This is a genomic window from Sporosarcina sp. ACRSL, assembly GCF_022346605.1.
Classification (GTDB): domain Bacteria; phylum Bacillota; class Bacilli; order Bacillales_A; family Planococcaceae; genus Sporosarcina.
Genome location: NZ_JAKRNT010000009.1, coordinates 110,935 through 126,997 on the forward strand (window position 1 = coordinate 110,935; position 16,063 = coordinate 126,997).

The window sequence follows — 16,063 nt, forward strand, 5'->3', positions numbered from 1 at the left end:
TACTTTTACTATGCCATTCAATCAAATCGCAATCGTCTTTCCAACCATTTGAAGAACAATGTCAAACAGATCGTAATCAGTAGATAGATGACGCCTGCCAACAAGAATGGGATAATTGTGAAATCGCGGTTGACGGCTGTTTGTGCAAAATGAAGCAATTCAGGAACTGCCACTGCATATAGCAATGCTGTATCCTTCACCAAAGTGACGGATTCATTTGCAACTGAAGGCAATGCAATACGGAACATTTGAGGCAATACGACCTTTCTCATCGTCTGCCATCTATTCAAACCAAGCACTTGAGCTGCTTCATATTGGCCTTTGTCAATCGCAAGCAATCCACCGCGGAAAATCTCAGCGAAATATGCGGCATAATTTAAAATGAACCCTATACAAGCTGCAACAAATCGATCCAGCACCAAATATTCTCCTACAACCGGAATAAGCGGCAGACCGAAAACGATGAATAGTAATTGTAATAAGAGAGGTGTTCCCCGCAATAAATAAATATATGCGTTAGCCAAATACGCTAACGTTTTAATGGAACTTCTTGCAATTAATGTTAAGATAAACCCGAGTGGAATGGAGACTGCAATCGCAATTAAGAATAGGAGAACTGTTGCTTGTGCTCCTTCCAACATCGGCTTTAATATCGATAATAAATAGTCGATAGACATACGCGATAACCCCTTCTAAAAAGCAAAACAGGTTTTCTTATCGAAAACCCTTCCTGCCCGTACTATTATTTAAGTATTTTATCTTCCCCGAACCATTTCTCGGAGATTTTTGCTGCAGTACCGTCTTCATTCATTTTATCCAAAGCGTCCTGTAGTTTAGCAAGCAACTCTTCATTCCCTTTTTTCACACCGACGCCATACTGTTCAGGAGCTAATGACTCGTCCAACACCTTAAAAGTACCTTCTTCTTTTGACATATAATAATCGATGACGACTTCATCAATGACAACTGCGTCAACACGGCCCGATTTCAAGTCGGAAAGTGCAAGTACATTATCCGAGTATTCGGAGACGGACTTGAGTTCCGATTGAATTGAATTGCTGTTCAAAGCATCTGCAGCTGACGATAGTGCTTGCAAACCAATTGCTTTACTAGACAGGTCGTTTAAGCTGGTAATTTCTGAATCAGCTAAAGTTGCTACAACCTGTGCGTTTTCCAAATACGGCTTTGTAAAGAGTACTTTTTCTTTGCGCTCATCCGTAATCGTATACCCGTTCCAGATCAAATCAATTCTTCCGCTGCTTAATTCGGTTTCTTTTGTTTTCCAGTCGATCGGCTGGAACTTCACTTCCATACCCATATATTCTGCTGCAGCCTTCGCATAATCGATATCAAAACCTGTTAGTTCATTGTTCTCATCGCGGAAACCCATTGGAGCGAATTTATCATCAACTCCGATAACGAGCGTATTATCACCACTGGCATTTCCGTTTGTATTTGAACTGCCACAGCCTGTAACGATGAGCAATGCGGCTATTGAAATGATAGCTAATGTCATAAGTTTTTTCATTGTTGTCTCCCCTTATCATAATCTCGCTTTAACACTTTAGTCTGTTAACGTACTGATATAGTATCATGCTTTACACATAATGAAAACCCCCATAGTAATTTACGGAATTTTCGTTATTAGACAATCGTCCTTAGTATATGAAGCGGATAACGTTTTGATTCTAATGAAAAGGGAAAATGTACAGTAGTAGCTCGTAGAATGAATGACGGAAAACAGATAAAAAGGAGGATGTAAAATGGTGAGAGATTTTCCGGAAGATAAGGATCGTAAGCCAAATGAGGATAAGGAATTCAAAAATGAATATGTAGAAAACAGTATCGAAAATGAAACGATACAATCCGAGCAGCCTCCTTCCCCTGTCGCGGAAAGTTATGAATTGGGCAGAGAACCAAATGGAATCGACCCGGTTTCGATTTTTGAAAAAGGGCAGTCGTTTCAGGAATTCCCCGAAGAATTTCATTCACAAAGGATGAATCGACTCGGCAAAGAACCGAACGGCATGGACCCTGAAGATTGATAACCTGAAAAGCAAAAAGCCAGCTGCTCTTTCCGCAGCTGGCTTTTCGATGTCGTCCCGGCAGACTTCAATAATCCCGTACAAACATTGATTAACAGCATTCATGCGTGCCAATGTGTAAAATTCGTGTGAAATAATTTTACGTTCTACTTCTCACATGATTTATTGACTTAAATTAATGTTCTTGAACGCTTACCTTTTGTTCGGAATTGTTTCATTCGTCATGAGTTCAATCCACTTATTTAACCAATCTATTTCCTCTTGAGATATTTCTTGTTCTATTTCCTTATGACTTGCTTTCAGATGGGATTATAGCCTGTTTTTATGAAACCATAACAGGTATGGTTCTCATTTCATAGATTTTTTGGAGAGTATTTACATACTTCGACTTCTCGTCATCAGCCTCTGTGTATAGATACCCCTCGATAAGCCTGTATCCGAATACGATGTGTCCCAATCAATGAGCGCGATTTTCCCGTCGGCATAGATCAGGTTGGTCACCCAGAAGTCCCGGTGGCATAGCACGAGGGGCAGTCTTTCGATGCGGGCGAGTATCTCGTCTGCGTGCTTATCGATGTCGATGAGCATTTGCCGCACGTGCTGCGGCAATTCGCAGTCTTCCGATCGTATATAATCGTAGACGACCGGCCATGACCGGTAATGCAGATACGTATTTTTCATGAAATCAGCATGGCTCAGGTTGTTCAGGCTCTGCAGCACAGCGGGCTGCTCCGTATACAGTTTGCCTTGGTAGCGTCCTAACTCCAGCGCGGCCTGTTCATACATGTCACCGGTCAAGTCTAAACCGGTTATGCCATCGATATATTCCAACCACAGCTGGAATTCATTTTCTTCGGCATTGATCTCGGCGTGATAACATGTTGGCCAGCAGAAGGCATCCGAGAACGTCGCTCCCAAGTCGGACATATATAGATCATATTCCCGGCGCCATGAACCTGGATCTCCGTAACGCTCCCATTTTTTCTGGATTTTCAACACAATACGGTACGGCATTTTTTCACCATCTGCAGTTTCGGCGATTCCAGTTACTAGGTAAACATTCCCCACAGTTCCACCTTGTAATGGTGTTGTTTGGTACTCTGTAGAAATAATATTTGTTTTAAAGTGTTGGTTTAAAGTATAAATTAGCTTTTCAAGTTCGATATTCATTTTAGTCCCCCATGAATATTTAATTAAAGCATCAGATCGTCAAATAATATAGTGACGTTTATTAACTAGATACTAAGCTACTGTCGACATAAGGCAGTAGATAGTCCTTAAAATAATATATAGGTCTTGATGAATCATCTTTAATACTGCTTGTCATGACTACTACCAATTGATAGTTAGGTACAAGCATAATATATTGGCCCTCGTATCCTTTCGCCAGAACGATCCTATCTTTTTGATTATCAAATTGTTTATTCCACCAGTGGTATGCGTATGAAGTACCATCACCAACTTTGACTTTTGGACTTGTAGATTCCTCAATCCACTGAAGGGGCAAGATTTGTTTGGATTTCCATCGTCCTTTATTTACATAAAGCGTTCCTATTTTTAACATATCAACCGTTTTCATCGTTAATCCGAATCCACCAATGGCTATATCTTGAGCATCGCGGTTCCACTTATAATCTGTTATTCCTAGTGGTGTAAATAAATGCTTTTTAGCGAATTTTTCTGTGTCCAACCCAGTTGTCTTTTGTAAGATTGCACTTAACAAGTGTGAAGAACCACAACTGTAGACCATTTCTTTTCCAGGAGGATGATCAACGTCCTGATTAAGTACAAAATTGACCCAATTTTTGCTGGGTATCATACTACTATTACCCGGATAGTGTAACCCTGAAGTCATTGTCAGAAGGTGCTTGATTGTAATTCTTTGATCCTCTTTATCTTTATTAAATTCCGGAAAGTAATTAATTATTGGTGTGTTGACATTTTCGATGTACCCTTTGTCTATCGCAATTCCAATCAGTGCTGATAAGATGCTTTTTGTAACAGAATATATTTTATGTTGTTTTTCTTTCATTTTGTTGTTTCGAAAATATTCAAATATCACAGTACTATTCCTTTGTACGAGGACGCTATCAATTTTGTCCTTTTTTATTGCCTTTTCAAACTCCGTTAAAGATTTCACTCTTCTGTGGATCCCCCTTATATATTAATCCAATATCTTTGTTCTTCTTTCTTAATTTCAAATCCAAGAGATTTATAGAAATATCCGTCCACCCTTTCCCCTCCTAAAACAAATTATTAAAATCCTGAACATAAGCCATAGCCACTGTGTCTGTGTTTATCAATATACCCTCACCATAGTAACATAACATTTTGAATATTCAAGTCGAAGAATGAAAGAATATTACATTATATCCCAAGTTATTCCCCCTAAAACAACTAAACAACGGAATTCTCAAAAAATTAACAAGATAGTGTAGCATCTGTTTCGGAACGGCAAATTTGGAGTAGGGATTCTTTTGAAGAATCACCCTAATTCTCTTACGGTATCCTTTGGAATTTCTTTATCTAAATGAATTTGAAAGTATTGATCATTTTAAACATAACCTAGAAGACTTAATGAATTACTTTTACAACAAACGGATAAAAGCAAATTTAAAAAGGCAAGAGTCCGGTACAATACAGAACTCTTGCCCAACAGTCTTCTTAATATTCATCTGTCCAACTTAAAGTCTGAGCGTTTATAATTAGCTATTTATGCTCCCTGTTCCTATTGAAGTATTACATAATTAGGGCTGTTCTTGCATTGTATTTAGAGTTATTCTCCCCGCCAACTAAATCCGTTAGAATGAACGTTCCCCTCTCATTATATCAGTATGCTAATTCCACTTTTAGATCCATCTCAATCTCACTCATAGCAAAGAAGTTGTTCAGTCTTCTTGTAATGGATTCAACCAATGCCTCCGCCAATTCATCAGGAATCGCCTTTTGGTAAATCATTGTAAATCCGATAAAGCAACAGGAGAGAAGCTTTCAAAAGCAGAATTTTATTATTTTTGTAAACATTTAATTATAATTACACTTCGGTAATTTGTAACATTCCAACTTGTATACTCAATGAATCGATATCCTTTTTTTGAGTAAAAGTTTCTAAGATGCGTAGCCCCCTCAGCTGTATCAAGGGCTAACTCCTTTACTTTTTCCTACTATTTCCCCTTTGTATGACTGCTTTTTGACAATATCAATTTTCTTAAAAGGAAGTTAAGCAAACGGGTTTAGTGTTAGGCATAAACCATCGATCTAAATGTTTTACTGGCCAATTGTTCACTTCTACTTTTCCATATTGGACTAGCTGCTCCATGCTAATACAACCCATCCACCAAGAAATTATATCTGAAATCGAAATCTCAAATCAACTTCATCCCTAGAAATGGGCGATTTTTCGATGCTCCAAGAATCTTCGCTAAATGTTAAATGGTAACTACCGTTTTGCTCCTGAATAAACGAATCCTGGACAAATATAGTAATCGTTACAGAGCTTTCTGGTCGATCTAAGGAATGAAAATTAGTTTGTTGCACAAATGACCTGATAGAGCTTATTCTGTACATGATCCCGGTACCAACAGTTCCTATTTTATGATAAACACTTAGAATCAATCGATTGCTATCGTTTCTAGGATCTTCAAATTGATGAATAAGTGATTCATCATGCGTTCGAACGTATACACGATCTACTTGAAACTGCTGTGAATGAATCCACGTACACATATCGATGAAAGTGCTTGGCTTCGTCCATACCCATTCAAGAATATTCATTTCATGATGAAGAAAATGACTATCTTTTACTGGTTGTAGTGTATAAGCAAGTGTACCAACTAACTCATTTCCCTCATAAACTCCGGCATAATACGAAACTTTTTTCTTAATAAAGTTTCGTTCTATCATGCCATGTTGCATAGATACTTATTTATTGTAGGTGGCAACAATCTCTTCCTCATTGGCCTCAGACAACATGACTACTTTTTTTCTATCACCACTGCTTGGAAAACTTGCAGGCTTCAGTTTATATTGATATCGTGTTGGTCCATAACCATATCCCATCTTTTGATAGAAAGATGTATTAAAAGCGTATTACGATACAACCCCAACATTTTCTTGTCTAGCAAGCTCGTGAAAATGTTGTAGTAACTGTTTCGCTACACCTTCTTTTTTATGAAAAAAGTGAACTACTACTGTACCAATTCCCCAAATACGAACAATCTTTCCGTTTACATTCCCTTTAAGGTCATGGAGTTTATATAAACCTAACAACTCATTTTGTTCGGTAAACAGCCCGTAAAGCGTTAAATTATTTTCAGATTCAATTTCAAAACTGAGTCGCTCATTAAATGCATTTTGAGCTTCCTCTGTCGATATTTGCATCCCTGGATAAGCCATTGCTACTAGAGAAGCAGCTTGTTTTAAATCGTTTTTAGTTAATAAACGAATCACGTAAATCCTCCTTCTGTAATTACATTGGAATAACAAGTTTGTGAAAGTTACTCCATTGATCTCTCAGTTGAAATTGGTTGATTAAAACCTAAGATAAATGAAAGGGTAAAACCATTACATGCTTGATTGTTTAACAGCACATTTTGTACATCTTGCTCTAACGAGTTAAATTTATTTGTAACTTACATACATATTTTCCCTCTTTATACATATTTCGACAAAAGGAGAAGGAAACCCTTCTATTGCCTTACGGTTTCCTTTTTTTGCATTGAACTATATATATCCGACAATCTGCTACCCTTCCTATTCAATCATCGCGCCCGTTTGCTTAAATTTATGAAACCCTTTTCTTAATCCGAGAGTTTCACTCTAATAATTTTGAAAGGATACATTTTCTCCCTATAAGCCGAGTAATTAATCGGAAATTCTTCACCGCCGATCACTTCAATAGCGGTTCCATCCTCAGGAATATAAACGATCGGATTAATGGTCAATTGAGTGGCATCGTCCTTTATTGGATCAAATAAAAAATTCCCTTTTAAGTATCGACTGCCAGTTGCACTGCCATTATTCTGTTTGTATTCATTTCCGTTCTCGTCAAAAACTTCAAAACGAATGAAGCTCGCTATGTGCTGATCATACGGACTTTCGATTTTGTAATTAAGAAGCATCCCACCCGGCCCGGACTCAATTGACGTCACAATCAATTTAAGATTAAGATCTTCAAGCTGCTGTACTTCATTGATTGTAATCAACCTTTGATCTGCCTGTTTGACCACCGGGATCTGGAAGTCCCATTTTTCACCGTCTTCTCCTTCAAACCAGAGTCCTAATTCAAATTTTCCCTTTAGCGGTACCGTCTCTTCTTGATAGTAAGTCAATTCGTAAATTCCAGTCCTTTCCGACGGACTGATGACTACCTCATCATATCTTCCCATGCCGGAAGCATACTGTTGCCCGTCGATCGTCCAAGAAGGCGTTAAGTAATTATCAGTAATCGGGACATCCGAAGCCAATGAATAACTAAAAGTGAACCGAGTTCCGTCATAGAACAGCTCATCAATCGTCAATGATTTTCCGTTGACCGTTTTCGTCTCTCCGATTATTTGAGCTAAGCCCGTTTCGCTTACTTGTACCAACCCTTTGTCTTTGGACTGGCTGAAAATGGAACCGATAATCGGAATTTGTGTTACGAATTTCGCCATAGCAGGCGAAACAGCTGCTGAACCGAGCAAAATGCCCAAAGACAAGACAGCGCCACTTGTTCCGATCGCCATTCTCTGCCAAACCATCCTTTTCCGTTTCGGCATCTCCCCATCCAAAACGTTATCTATAATAGTATCCAACTTTTCAACCGGCACTTGGATTTTATCGATTTCCCTTTTAAATGATGGAATTTTGTCGTTCAATGACATACACTCCCTTCAATTTTGACTTCAACTGTCCAAGACCCCTGCGGATATTCGTCTTAACTGTTCCTTCAGGGCATTCCAAAAATACCGAAATCTGCTTCACCGAATAATCCTCGTAGTAACGCAATAACAGAACCGTTTTATACTTTTCCTCTATTTCATTGAGCGCATTCATTAAGTCTATCTGTACTTCGACACCGCCATGTTCCTCTTGGCCGCCCTCTTCAATCATTCCTTGATCGATCGGCACTATATTCTTCTTATTCTTCAGTATCCGAAGCGCTGTGTTAATTAGAATCCGTGTAATCCAAGTGGAAAAATAGCGGTCTTCCTTCAATAAATGAATGGAAGTGAACGCATTCAGAACCGTCTCCTGAAACACTTCCAATGCATCATTCTCGTTTTTCATATATATGAAAGCCATCTTATACAACTTCTCTTTCTCGTCATGCATTAATGCCTCAAACGCCTGCTTGTCTCCTTTCTTCGCACGTGCAACTAATTTTCTTTTCAAGACCAATCGGCACCCCCCTTTCCTTGCTCTATCTATTAGAGCATCATATCACTGAAAACGATTCAACTTTTCAAGAATTGAAAAGATTTAATCCGAACACGAAAAACCAACTTGCTATTCCATGCAAGTTGGTTCTTTTTAAATGCACGTCTTCACACTCCGTGTTGCCTGGCCCGATAAGTTAAAAAACAAACTTCTAAATTAACAAAGTTAACCATTACGTGTTTCTCCTGTTATCAGAGACCATTGAGTTTTTCTTCATCTGATTACGAAAAATTAGATAATTTGGGTTGTCAGAGCAATGCAAATCAAAGTAATTAGTAGTCGAAAAATACGATCATCCACAGACACGTTAGTCGGAAAACTCATTAATAGCCAGAATACAGAAGATAAGGTGTTTACCCCGAATAACGTATCCCCAACGATATCTTTCCAAACACGTTATTGAAATACGTTTTTTGATTACCTTCTGTTCATCTGATCTTTAAAAGTCCATAGGCTCCAGGATGCTTTCCAATACCTCTTGCTGCATGGATTTTACTTTATTCAGCGTTCTTTTAGTCAACAAAAAAACCTCCTAATATAATTATTAGAAGGTTTTCTCCATTCTAAGTTTGTAGAAAAATGAAGGGATATTCACCAAAGTTCGTATCCTGTTCATTTACCTTACCCACTTAAAACATTGATATGACGCGGTTTACACCGCATTTATTTACGTCCCAGGCAGGAATCGAACCTGCGACCCACAGCTTAGGAGGCTGTTCGTTTTACACCTCGGAACACTGACGCTAAGTCAAACGTTGACGTGACGCTGTTTAATGCGCCTTCATGCGTTCTTTTGTGACACGTTTCGACCCGCAAGTCATACGGCTTCGGTTGCGGAATCTGTGTTATTAACGATTATAGCGATATAACTTTCGCGCGTCAAAGGAACGAATTACCTCGTCACAGAAACGCCTTCGCTACCGTCTTGCCTACGTTACTTTTAGCGGGCGCTTGCGCAACCATTGCGTCAGGCACTACAGGCATCGGCATCACTTGCGCAGGTGTAGCGGACAAGCTCGCACGGTCGCGATCAATAAGACGCTTAATATACGGACCGAACTTACCGCGCGCAGGGTCAGTCGCAAACGCGTAAAGCTCGCTTTCGTATTCGTCGTCGTGCGAAAATGACACCGCCTTGATTGTGCGATTCTCTTTCGCGTTCATGCATACGTCAGCCTTGCGATTTCGTAGAAGCCGACTGCGTTAGCAAACGTAGGTAAGTGTATTTGTAGACCGTTGTGCGCGTTCAATTGCGGAATTAACGGCTTAATTTGCGTATAATGCTCCGCAAGTAATGGCATGATGTCACTAGCGATTCCACCGCATACGAGGACGTTATCGGTCTTGCGCCATTTAAGTTGCGTTGTTGAACGTATGACAGCGCGCGCAATAGCATCCGCGTTCTCGCGACCACCCGACGTTTCTACACCGTAGTTAAACGTAGCCGACGCCGTATTGATATGCCGGTAATCGCTGATTGATGCGCAATTAACCGTCCCACTACCGACGTCGATAATGCGGTAAACACCTTCGCGCGGTGACGCCATAGATGCGCCCGAGCCTTCGGCAGCTACGCCGACGCGATCAATCGTAAATGTGAACGGCTTTCCATTAACCGTTATATTGTGAGTACCGCGCAATAAGAGTTCGAGCTTTTGCTTCTCCGACTTCTTATGCGAAATAATCGGCTGACCAACTACGAGGTCGAAGCGTTCAAAGCCCGGACAGTATTTCGTAGTATAGCGATAGATTGCGAGCAACACGCGAATCAACGTATCATCGTGCGCCTTACTGTCGCCATACATCGCACCGCCACCGAATTGATCCTCGTAGGATGCGAGAGTCCCTGCGTAACCTTTGCGTCCTTCATACGCGAACTCCATATCATCTTCGCCGAAATCTTCCTCGATGTTTCGCTCGAACCAATCGCAAATCGCCGTCCGGTAACTGTCAACTCCGTAAGGGCCTGCGGTCTTACCTCGATAATTCCCCGGATCGACACCGAGTATCAACTTTGACATATAAACTCCCCCTTTTCGTTATACGAGCGTATAACAAACGGCTACTTTTACGCTTCGTCTGTTTTACGTCAGTATATCGCTCGTAAAACATACTACGCTGAACTTGCGTCGAATATTCGTCAGACTTTCGCATAGACTAAAAATAAGTCCGCCACATGCCACAAATAGCGGGCTAATACAGCGAAATGAGGGCGATAATTGTTTTTTAAAAAGAAAAATAAAAACGGAGAGGAACGCAAGGAGAGGTCGGATAAAAAAGTACACGTCGGCCCGACTATTTCTAGTAGACTAATATACGAGGTCGAGAGGTTCGCTTATATCACGGATCAACCAATCGGAAGAATCGGAGTATTACTATGTTACGAAGGAGTCCGCCATCGAGAAGTTATTGAGCGATTTGCGCCGTACTTCCAGCGGGGCATCTTACGCGTAGAGAATACGCTATTTTACGGCTATCCCGATAATCCTACTATTAACGAACCGATAGAGTCCGAGGCTGCTGACCGCATTAGCATCCGTTTTACACAGCGAGATTACGAGGATATTAGTCTGCTTGCGAACTTACTTGACATATCCCCTACGCGCGCAACAGCTATATTAATAGACGCAGCAATACGCCACCCCGAAATCATCGAATACATACTCCAACATCACAATAACCGCATGGCCGCCTTCGACGACGTTACTACCGCAGAATTAAAGAAGTTCATGCGCTATGTCAATCGCGATAATCCGTATAAGGCTACGTGGAATGAAACGCTTGTCTTTCTCGTAGAAGGCGCAAAGCAGAAGTTCCGAGGCATCACCCGCAAGATTACGCCGAAAGCCGTTGACCGCGAAACCTACCGGTGGAACTTCGACGACTCAGATTGAACCGCGCATTAAGTAGATTTCGAGAAGTTCCTCCGTCCGATTGCGCAATCTAACGTTTAAATAACGCCGTTCCTCCGTATAGCCGCCGTAGTAAAATATGTATGTCGTAAATGTATCGCCTACTGCCCCGCGTTCTAGGCGCAGTTTATTCGCGCGCAAGTAATCCGCAGTCTCTTTTATATCGCGCTGTACTGCCTCGATTGCGGCGTCAATCAGACGTAAATAAGGCGCCTTTAGTTTGAATGAACCGCGCTCAATGGTCGCACGATCCCGCGATAGTATCGTAAGAACTAGCGGTAAATACAGTTGATTCTCGAAATACGGCAAAGATTCCTCGGGAATTAACGCCATGACATACGCCTCCTTTACGCCATTATAACAAAAAAAAAGACGCCCCATCCACGACGGATAGGGCGTTACTCTTATTTATTTGCGCGAATCAACGCGCCGACTGCAAGCGCTGCTACATCGCCATCCGCGATGTTTCCATCCGCTAGTTTCTTAATCCAAGATTCGGAGTAGCCCGCATCTACCGCAGCCCTAACCGCAATCTCGCGTTGCGCCTTGCTTCCGAGAAACGTTTCCCATTCCTTCCGCAATGTACCGCTTGTAAACTGCATATCGTCCGCCTCCTTTGCAGGCGTGTGCGAAGACGCTACCGGTTTCTTCCGCAATTTAAAGTAAGTCGCCAAGCCGTCCGCGATTGCGTAGCCTTGCGCCTTTAGCTTCGCAGGATTGCGCATAGCCTTGATATCAACCGTCGAATCCATAAAGCCGCCTTCGGTTAATATCGCAGGCATCCGGCTTTCACGCGTCATGTGTAAGTTCTTCGTCTTTACGCCACGGTTACGTAAGCCCATCGCCGCTACAATCCGCGGGTGTACGATAGCAGCGATATCCCTTGACGCCTTGCTTGCGTTAGGCGCTACGTAAGTCTCTACGCCGCCATGCGTCGCCCACACGCCTTTATCCGCGTTGTGATGAATCGATACGAGGACGTCTGCGCCCCACGCGTTAGCCTTGTCGGTACGTTTGCGCAAAGGAACATCAGTCCGTCCGGTCGGATCGTCAAGTCGCAATATAGATACGTCTTGATACGTATTCAAACGCTCAACGCACGCAAGCAAGACCGCATTATTGAACGTCCATTCGAATTCACCATCGGGCGTGCGCTTGCCGGGCGTGTTGATTCCGTGACCTGCGTCCAACGCAATTTTAACCACCTTATCGCCATCCTTATCGTATTTAGTTAATTCGTATCGTCCGATACAATCGTTTAGCTTCGCTGGATACCTTACATCTGTCGCATAGCCCGCCGCAAACACTGCAGCCGTAACCTCGCGGTAATCCGTCTGATTGAGGACTGCGGCGTACCGATTGTGCGACTCCCATCCGGTACCGTGCGTATACTTGCGGACTAGATCGATAACGCAACCTTCATATGACGGATACTTGCGAAAGTCTGCGTCTATATGATAAACGGTGCCGTCCGGCTTTTGCTCCGCCGTGCGCTTCGTGTAAACTTCGCCTTTCCAGCCGGCTCCGGCTTTAATTCCGAATAGGTTGCGCGCATTGACGGCGAGTTCCGATGCGCCGGACGCCGATTCTACGATTCCCTGCGCAATAATTAACGAAGGCAAGACGCCGTTCGTGCGTCCGTGTTTAATCGCAAACGGCGCCAGTTGCTCTACGAAACTCAATTTGAATTATCTTTCGGCCGCTCGTAACGGAGAGCATCCGTACTGTCCGATATGCCACGCACGACCGGGTCATTTACCGCGTTAAATACGCTGACTCCGATCATGAACAAGACATACGGATTAGATAGCGCGTCCGTAATAATATCGAATAGAACGCCCCATGTCGTAATGTCGCTGCCTGTGATTCCGAAGTATGCGCCAATCGGAACTGCGACGGCTAATACTATTTGCGTCCAAAACATCGGGTTTCTAAATCGTACCTTCCAGTTAATGCGCATGTAATTCGTCCTCCATTCGTTTATTGTCCGAAGATTGATACGATAGCTATTCCGAGCAGCCCTCCGCAGATTGCCGTGATTACTGCGGTGATGATTGCGCCCGTAATCTTTCTGCGGATGAAATTCGTATCCTCTTTAATTTCGCTGAGTGTCGCCTTTAACGTCGAAATCTCCTGATCCTGCAATTTATCCGACATTTGTAAGTCGCGTATATCGTCCTTGATTCCGATTTGATTCGCGTTCAAGCGATTAATATCGTTCTTTATGTCCGTGATGTCTTGGTTAACGCGTTCCCGCCATAAGTCCATATCGACAGACCCTCCATTCATAACGTGCCCCCTTAAGTTGCGATATATCTGCGTATCGCCTATAATGTAAATACACCGTCTTCGTTACCCTTCGATTGACGGCGAGGCATGGGCGCAATCCATGCCGTTTTTTATTTTGCGAAGAAAAAAGAACGCCCGTGGGGACGTTCAAAGTTTCTTTAATTCTTCATGAATCACCCGCAATTCCCTTGCCAACTTTTGACGTTGCTGTAACGCCTGTTTCCGATTGTTTTCGGGAATCTCGTATTCAAGTTGCCTATACTTTTTCCGCTGTGTATCGTAGAGTTGCTTTTCTTCCCAACTCGACACGTAGAATTCTTCAACCTCACCCGCATCATTTTTACGGAGCATCTTAATACGCAACGGACTCGCCCTCGCTTTCGTAAGTCACTTCCAGACGGACATCTTCATAACCTTTACGCTTGGCTTTGATTTCGTAGGCGAATGGAATGTCATCACCTTTTACTGTAAAGCTGTCAGGTGTCATGCCGTCAGGATCTACATAAATCTGGCCTTTGCCGTAAGGAGTTAAGAAGACTTCGTATTGAATGTCAGTGTTGACGGTTTCAGCGAACAATGAATCTATGTGGATGACGCATTCACCGTCCGTTACTTCCCCTCGTCCGATATCTCCGAAGTAGTATTCAGCAGTCTCATAAGCTGACACGTTGACCATTCCTTGAGAGGTCGATACTGATGCGTTTTTCGAACCTTGCACATTAAAGTCACCCACGACACCCACACCGCCGTTAATCGCCCAGATTTCGAGCTGGCCAACATTGTTAGAAATGACAGACCTGCTATCATACAGTTGAATAGATAAGGAGTTGTTATTAGTGACGATGCCGAATTTGGCATGGTCTGTCCACTCTGCAGGATTCATTGTTATTCTGTTACTTCCGTTTGCAGCTTGGAAGCTCGACTTGTTTAATACGATGCGGGGATTCTGTGGCAAATAATCGGTCTGAATTGTAAAACCCGTCAGATGTCCTGCAATTAATTTTTCAACGTCTATACTATTTGTGGTAATTTTCCCACCGTCAATTGTCGTACTTCCTTCATTGTTAATGGCGTGAATCATGCCTGTCACATTGATGTTATTTGCTGATAGCTGACCGATAGCCCCAGCCGACAAAACGAACCCGTCAGCAGTTATTGCTTCAGTAAATGATGCTCCGCCATTTTTGCTGATGCCGATACCTTTGCTATTAATAAGCACCATCCGGTTTGGGTTTGTCGGATCAATGGCGAGAAATCCATTTTCGAACTTGATTTGAGTTTGTGCGGATTGCAATGCTTGCGTCGCCCGTTGCACCGCATCATCAAGGACGTTAAACGGTAGCTTCTCTTTACCTTCAAATATGCCGTCAATCCGGTCTTTCGTCCGTTGAAAGTCCGCAATGCTATCGACTACACTCCCTCGGACATTTGCAATGGTGAATCGATTGGGAGTTGGCTCTTCGGGAAACCTAATTCTCTCGACAATACGAGCATTAATATCGATATTCAATGGTTCATAAATGGTGAAAATGTCATCGCCTAACTCGATTTTCTCGGTATCGATACCTGCCTTTTCGAGTTCAACCGCTTCAAGGGTTATGCTTACTTCGGGTATGTCTTGTAAATCATTCTGTAAACGTTGCAACAAACCGGCATACGTCGTGTAACGTTCATCCCTTACAGGTTTGGCATGACGAATACCATAAATAGATGCGAGTGGTGAAGTGTACTCGGCAGAAGCAGCATAAGAACCATCCTCATTCTGCTTCCCGTACCCTCTGATATAGGTTGAAAGATTACTACTGTCCACATTCAAATCAAGTGTTTTGATATTGTACCCGTACCTGAATTGAATATCTGTTTTCCTTCCGATTTGACGACGGAAACGGAGGTGTTTCTTATTGATTTCGATCTCGGCACCGAATCGATTCAAGGCAGTCTGAATTAAAGCGAGCGCATTATCATCACCGTAGTTTTCAAAAGTAACGGATGAAAACGAATCGATGACTTCAAACGTGTACCCTGTTCCAGTTAATGCATGAGCGAGACACACAGATAATTGTTTTGCGCCTGAAATCGTGTCGTATTGGTACACGTCCACAAGATCAAAGAAAGTGTGGTCAGCCTGAATTTGTTTTACAGGCGTTTTACCTATTACTTTCTCAGCCAGTTTTTTGATTCGATACTGTTGCCCGTCGTATTCGATTATGCTTTCTTCCACAGCTAGTGAAAATGAATGCTCGTTTCGCTCAGTTTTAAACAACAAAAAAGAGAGAGAATACTCGCCATTCACTCTCTCCTTTATTTGCAATGATTTGTAGTCGGTTAAAAATTCGCTACGACCGTCTATGTGCGTGACAATCAAGGTATCACCTGCTTTCAACCATAAAAAATACG

Annotated in this window: 18 protein-coding genes, 1 tRNA gene and 1 pseudogene; 2 read left to right on the forward strand and 18 right to left on the reverse strand. The window is 42.3% G+C overall.

Annotated elements, in window-relative coordinates; genetic code table 11:
• Positions 1-17: 17 nt before the first annotated feature.
• Together MHZ92_RS14265 and MHZ92_RS14270 are read right to left on the reverse strand one after the other, a co-directional pair.
• A complete protein-coding gene (locus tag MHZ92_RS14265; protein WP_239432386.1) occupies positions 18-677 on the reverse strand; it encodes an amino acid ABC transporter permease in 660 nt (219 codons plus the stop codon).
• 65 nt (positions 678-742) lie between these two features.
• A complete protein-coding gene (locus tag MHZ92_RS14270; RefSeq protein ID WP_239432387.1) occupies positions 743-1,528 on the reverse strand; it encodes an amino acid ABC transporter substrate-binding protein in 786 nt (261 codons plus the stop codon).
• Between the two features lie 235 nt (positions 1,529-1,763).
• Here MHZ92_RS14270 and MHZ92_RS14275 point away from each other — a divergent pair, with 235 nt between their 5' ends.
• Positions 1,764-2,045 (forward strand): hypothetical protein, encoded by a 282-nt coding sequence (locus MHZ92_RS14275; RefSeq protein ID WP_239432388.1) that lies wholly within the window; start codon positions 1,764-1,766, stop codon positions 2,043-2,045.
• Between the two features lie 322 nt (positions 2,046-2,367).
• Here the strand turns inward: MHZ92_RS14275 and MHZ92_RS14280 are convergent.
• The 10 genes and pseudogenes from MHZ92_RS14280 to MHZ92_RS14325 form a co-directional block, all read right to left on the reverse strand.
• Positions 2,368-3,215, reverse strand: a pseudogene (locus tag MHZ92_RS14280) (phosphotransferase).
• A gap of 61 nt (positions 3,216-3,276) precedes the next feature.
• Positions 3,277-4,185 carry a serine hydrolase domain-containing protein gene (locus MHZ92_RS14285; RefSeq protein WP_239432389.1) on the reverse strand — a complete coding sequence of 303 codons (909 nt, stop codon included), beginning with the start codon at positions 4,183-4,185 and terminating at the stop codon, positions 3,277-3,279.
• A gap of 689 nt (positions 4,186-4,874) precedes the next feature.
• Complete coding sequence (locus MHZ92_RS21450) at positions 4,875-5,003, reverse strand: hypothetical protein (protein WP_255723565.1); 129 nt, start codon at positions 5,001-5,003, stop codon at positions 4,875-4,877.
• 387 nt (positions 5,004-5,390) lie between these two features.
• The gene (locus MHZ92_RS14295) at positions 5,391-5,960 is read right to left on the reverse strand and encodes a hypothetical protein (RefSeq protein ID WP_239432390.1); all 570 of its coding nucleotides are present in this window, start codon (positions 5,958-5,960) and stop codon (positions 5,391-5,393) included.
• Between the two features lie 174 nt (positions 5,961-6,134).
• Positions 6,135-6,494, reverse strand: a complete 360-nt coding sequence (locus MHZ92_RS14300) for a GNAT family N-acetyltransferase (RefSeq protein ID WP_239432391.1) — start codon at positions 6,492-6,494, stop codon at positions 6,135-6,137.
• A gap of 350 nt (positions 6,495-6,844) precedes the next feature.
• Positions 6,845-7,903, reverse strand: a complete 1,059-nt coding sequence (locus MHZ92_RS14305) for a DUF4179 domain-containing protein (RefSeq protein ID WP_239432392.1) — start codon at positions 7,901-7,903, stop codon at positions 6,845-6,847.
• Positions 7,878-8,420: a sigma-70 family RNA polymerase sigma factor gene (locus MHZ92_RS14310; RefSeq protein ID WP_239432393.1), complete on the reverse strand. Its 543-nt coding sequence runs from the start codon at positions 8,418-8,420 to the stop codon at positions 7,878-7,880. The genes MHZ92_RS14305 and MHZ92_RS14310 overlap by 26 nt, the downstream gene beginning before the upstream one ends.
• 713 nt (positions 8,421-9,133) lie before the next feature.
• A tRNA-Arg gene (locus tag MHZ92_RS14315) sits at positions 9,134-9,209 on the reverse strand.
• A 156-nt stretch (positions 9,210-9,365) separates the two neighbouring features.
• Entirely contained in the window at positions 9,366-9,629 is a 264-nt protein-coding gene (locus tag MHZ92_RS14320) for a hypothetical protein (protein ID WP_239432394.1), read from the reverse strand.
• Positions 9,626-10,486, reverse strand: a complete 861-nt coding sequence (locus MHZ92_RS14325; protein ID WP_239432395.1) for a ParM/StbA family protein — start codon at positions 10,484-10,486, stop codon at positions 9,626-9,628. The genes MHZ92_RS14320 and MHZ92_RS14325 overlap by 4 nt, the downstream gene beginning before the upstream one ends.
• A gap of 198 nt (positions 10,487-10,684) precedes the next feature.
• On the opposite strand from MHZ92_RS14325, the gene MHZ92_RS14330 reads away from it, so the two are divergent.
• Entirely contained in the window at positions 10,685-11,359 is a 675-nt protein-coding gene (locus MHZ92_RS14330) for a hypothetical protein (protein WP_239432396.1), read from the forward strand.
• Here MHZ92_RS14330 and MHZ92_RS14335 read toward each other — a convergent pair.
• The 6 genes from MHZ92_RS14335 to MHZ92_RS14360 all read right to left on the reverse strand — a co-directional run bounded on the left by MHZ92_RS14335 (position 11,351) and on the right by MHZ92_RS14360 (position 16,049).
• Positions 11,351-11,710, reverse strand: a complete 360-nt coding sequence (locus MHZ92_RS14335) for a hypothetical protein (RefSeq protein WP_239432397.1) — start codon at positions 11,708-11,710, stop codon at positions 11,351-11,353. The genes MHZ92_RS14330 and MHZ92_RS14335 overlap by 9 nt on opposite strands.
• Positions 11,711-11,781: 71 nt before the next feature.
• The gene (locus MHZ92_RS14340) at positions 11,782-13,059 is read right to left on the reverse strand and encodes an N-acetylmuramoyl-L-alanine amidase (RefSeq protein WP_239432398.1); all 1,278 of its coding nucleotides are present in this window, start codon (positions 13,057-13,059) and stop codon (positions 11,782-11,784) included.
• Positions 13,056-13,337: a phage holin gene (locus MHZ92_RS14345; protein WP_239432399.1), complete on the reverse strand. Its 282-nt coding sequence runs from the start codon at positions 13,335-13,337 to the stop codon at positions 13,056-13,058. Before MHZ92_RS14345 ends, MHZ92_RS14340 begins: the two co-directional genes overlap by 4 nt.
• Positions 13,338-13,357: 20 nt before the next feature.
• On the reverse strand, positions 13,358-13,666 hold the full coding sequence (locus MHZ92_RS14350; protein WP_239432400.1) for a hemolysin XhlA family protein: 309 nt from the start codon (positions 13,664-13,666) through the stop codon (positions 13,358-13,360).
• A gap of 147 nt (positions 13,667-13,813) precedes the next feature.
• The gene (locus MHZ92_RS14355) at positions 13,814-14,029 is read right to left on the reverse strand and encodes a hypothetical protein (protein ID WP_239432401.1); all 216 of its coding nucleotides are present in this window, start codon (positions 14,027-14,029) and stop codon (positions 13,814-13,816) included.
• A complete protein-coding gene (locus MHZ92_RS14360) occupies positions 14,019-16,049 on the reverse strand; it encodes a phage tail protein (protein WP_370644749.1) in 2,031 nt (676 codons plus the stop codon). Before MHZ92_RS14360 ends, MHZ92_RS14355 begins: the two co-directional genes overlap by 11 nt.
• Positions 16,050-16,063 lie beyond the last annotated feature (14 nt).

What these genes read in the sequence shown, in the direction of transcription:
- MHZ92_RS14265 (WP_239432386.1), bottom strand. Translation starts at nt 677, where the DNA reads ATGTCTATCGACTATTTATTATCGATATTAAAGCCGATGTTGGAAGGA.
- MHZ92_RS14270 (WP_239432387.1), bottom strand. Translation starts at nt 1,528, where the DNA reads ATGAAAAAACTTATGACATTAGCTATCATTTCAATAGCCGCATTGCTC.
- MHZ92_RS14275 (WP_239432388.1), top strand. Translation starts at nt 1,764, where the DNA reads ATGGTGAGAGATTTTCCGGAAGATAAGGATCGTAAGCCAAATGAGGAT.
- MHZ92_RS21450 (WP_255723565.1), bottom strand. Translation starts at nt 5,003, where the DNA reads ATGATTTACCAAAAGGCGATTCCTGATGAATTGGCGGAGGCATTGGTT.
- MHZ92_RS14295 (WP_239432390.1), bottom strand. Translation starts at nt 5,960, where the DNA reads ATGCAACATGGCATGATAGAACGAAACTTTATTAAGAAAAAAGTTTCG.
- MHZ92_RS14320 (WP_239432394.1), bottom strand. Translation starts at nt 9,629, where the DNA reads ATGAACGCGAAAGAGAATCGCACAATCAAGGCGGTGTCATTTTCGCAC.
- MHZ92_RS14325 (WP_239432395.1), bottom strand. Translation starts at nt 10,486, where the DNA reads ATGTCAAAGTTGATACTCGGTGTCGATCCGGGGAATTATCGAGGTAAG.
- MHZ92_RS14335 (WP_239432397.1), bottom strand. Translation starts at nt 11,710, where the DNA reads ATGGCGTTAATTCCCGAGGAATCTTTGCCGTATTTCGAGAATCAACTG.
- MHZ92_RS14345 (WP_239432399.1), bottom strand. Translation starts at nt 13,337, where the DNA reads ATGCGCATTAACTGGAAGGTACGATTTAGAAACCCGATGTTTTGGACG.
- MHZ92_RS14350 (WP_239432400.1), bottom strand. Translation starts at nt 13,666, where the DNA reads ATGAATGGAGGGTCTGTCGATATGGACTTATGGCGGGAACGCGTTAAC.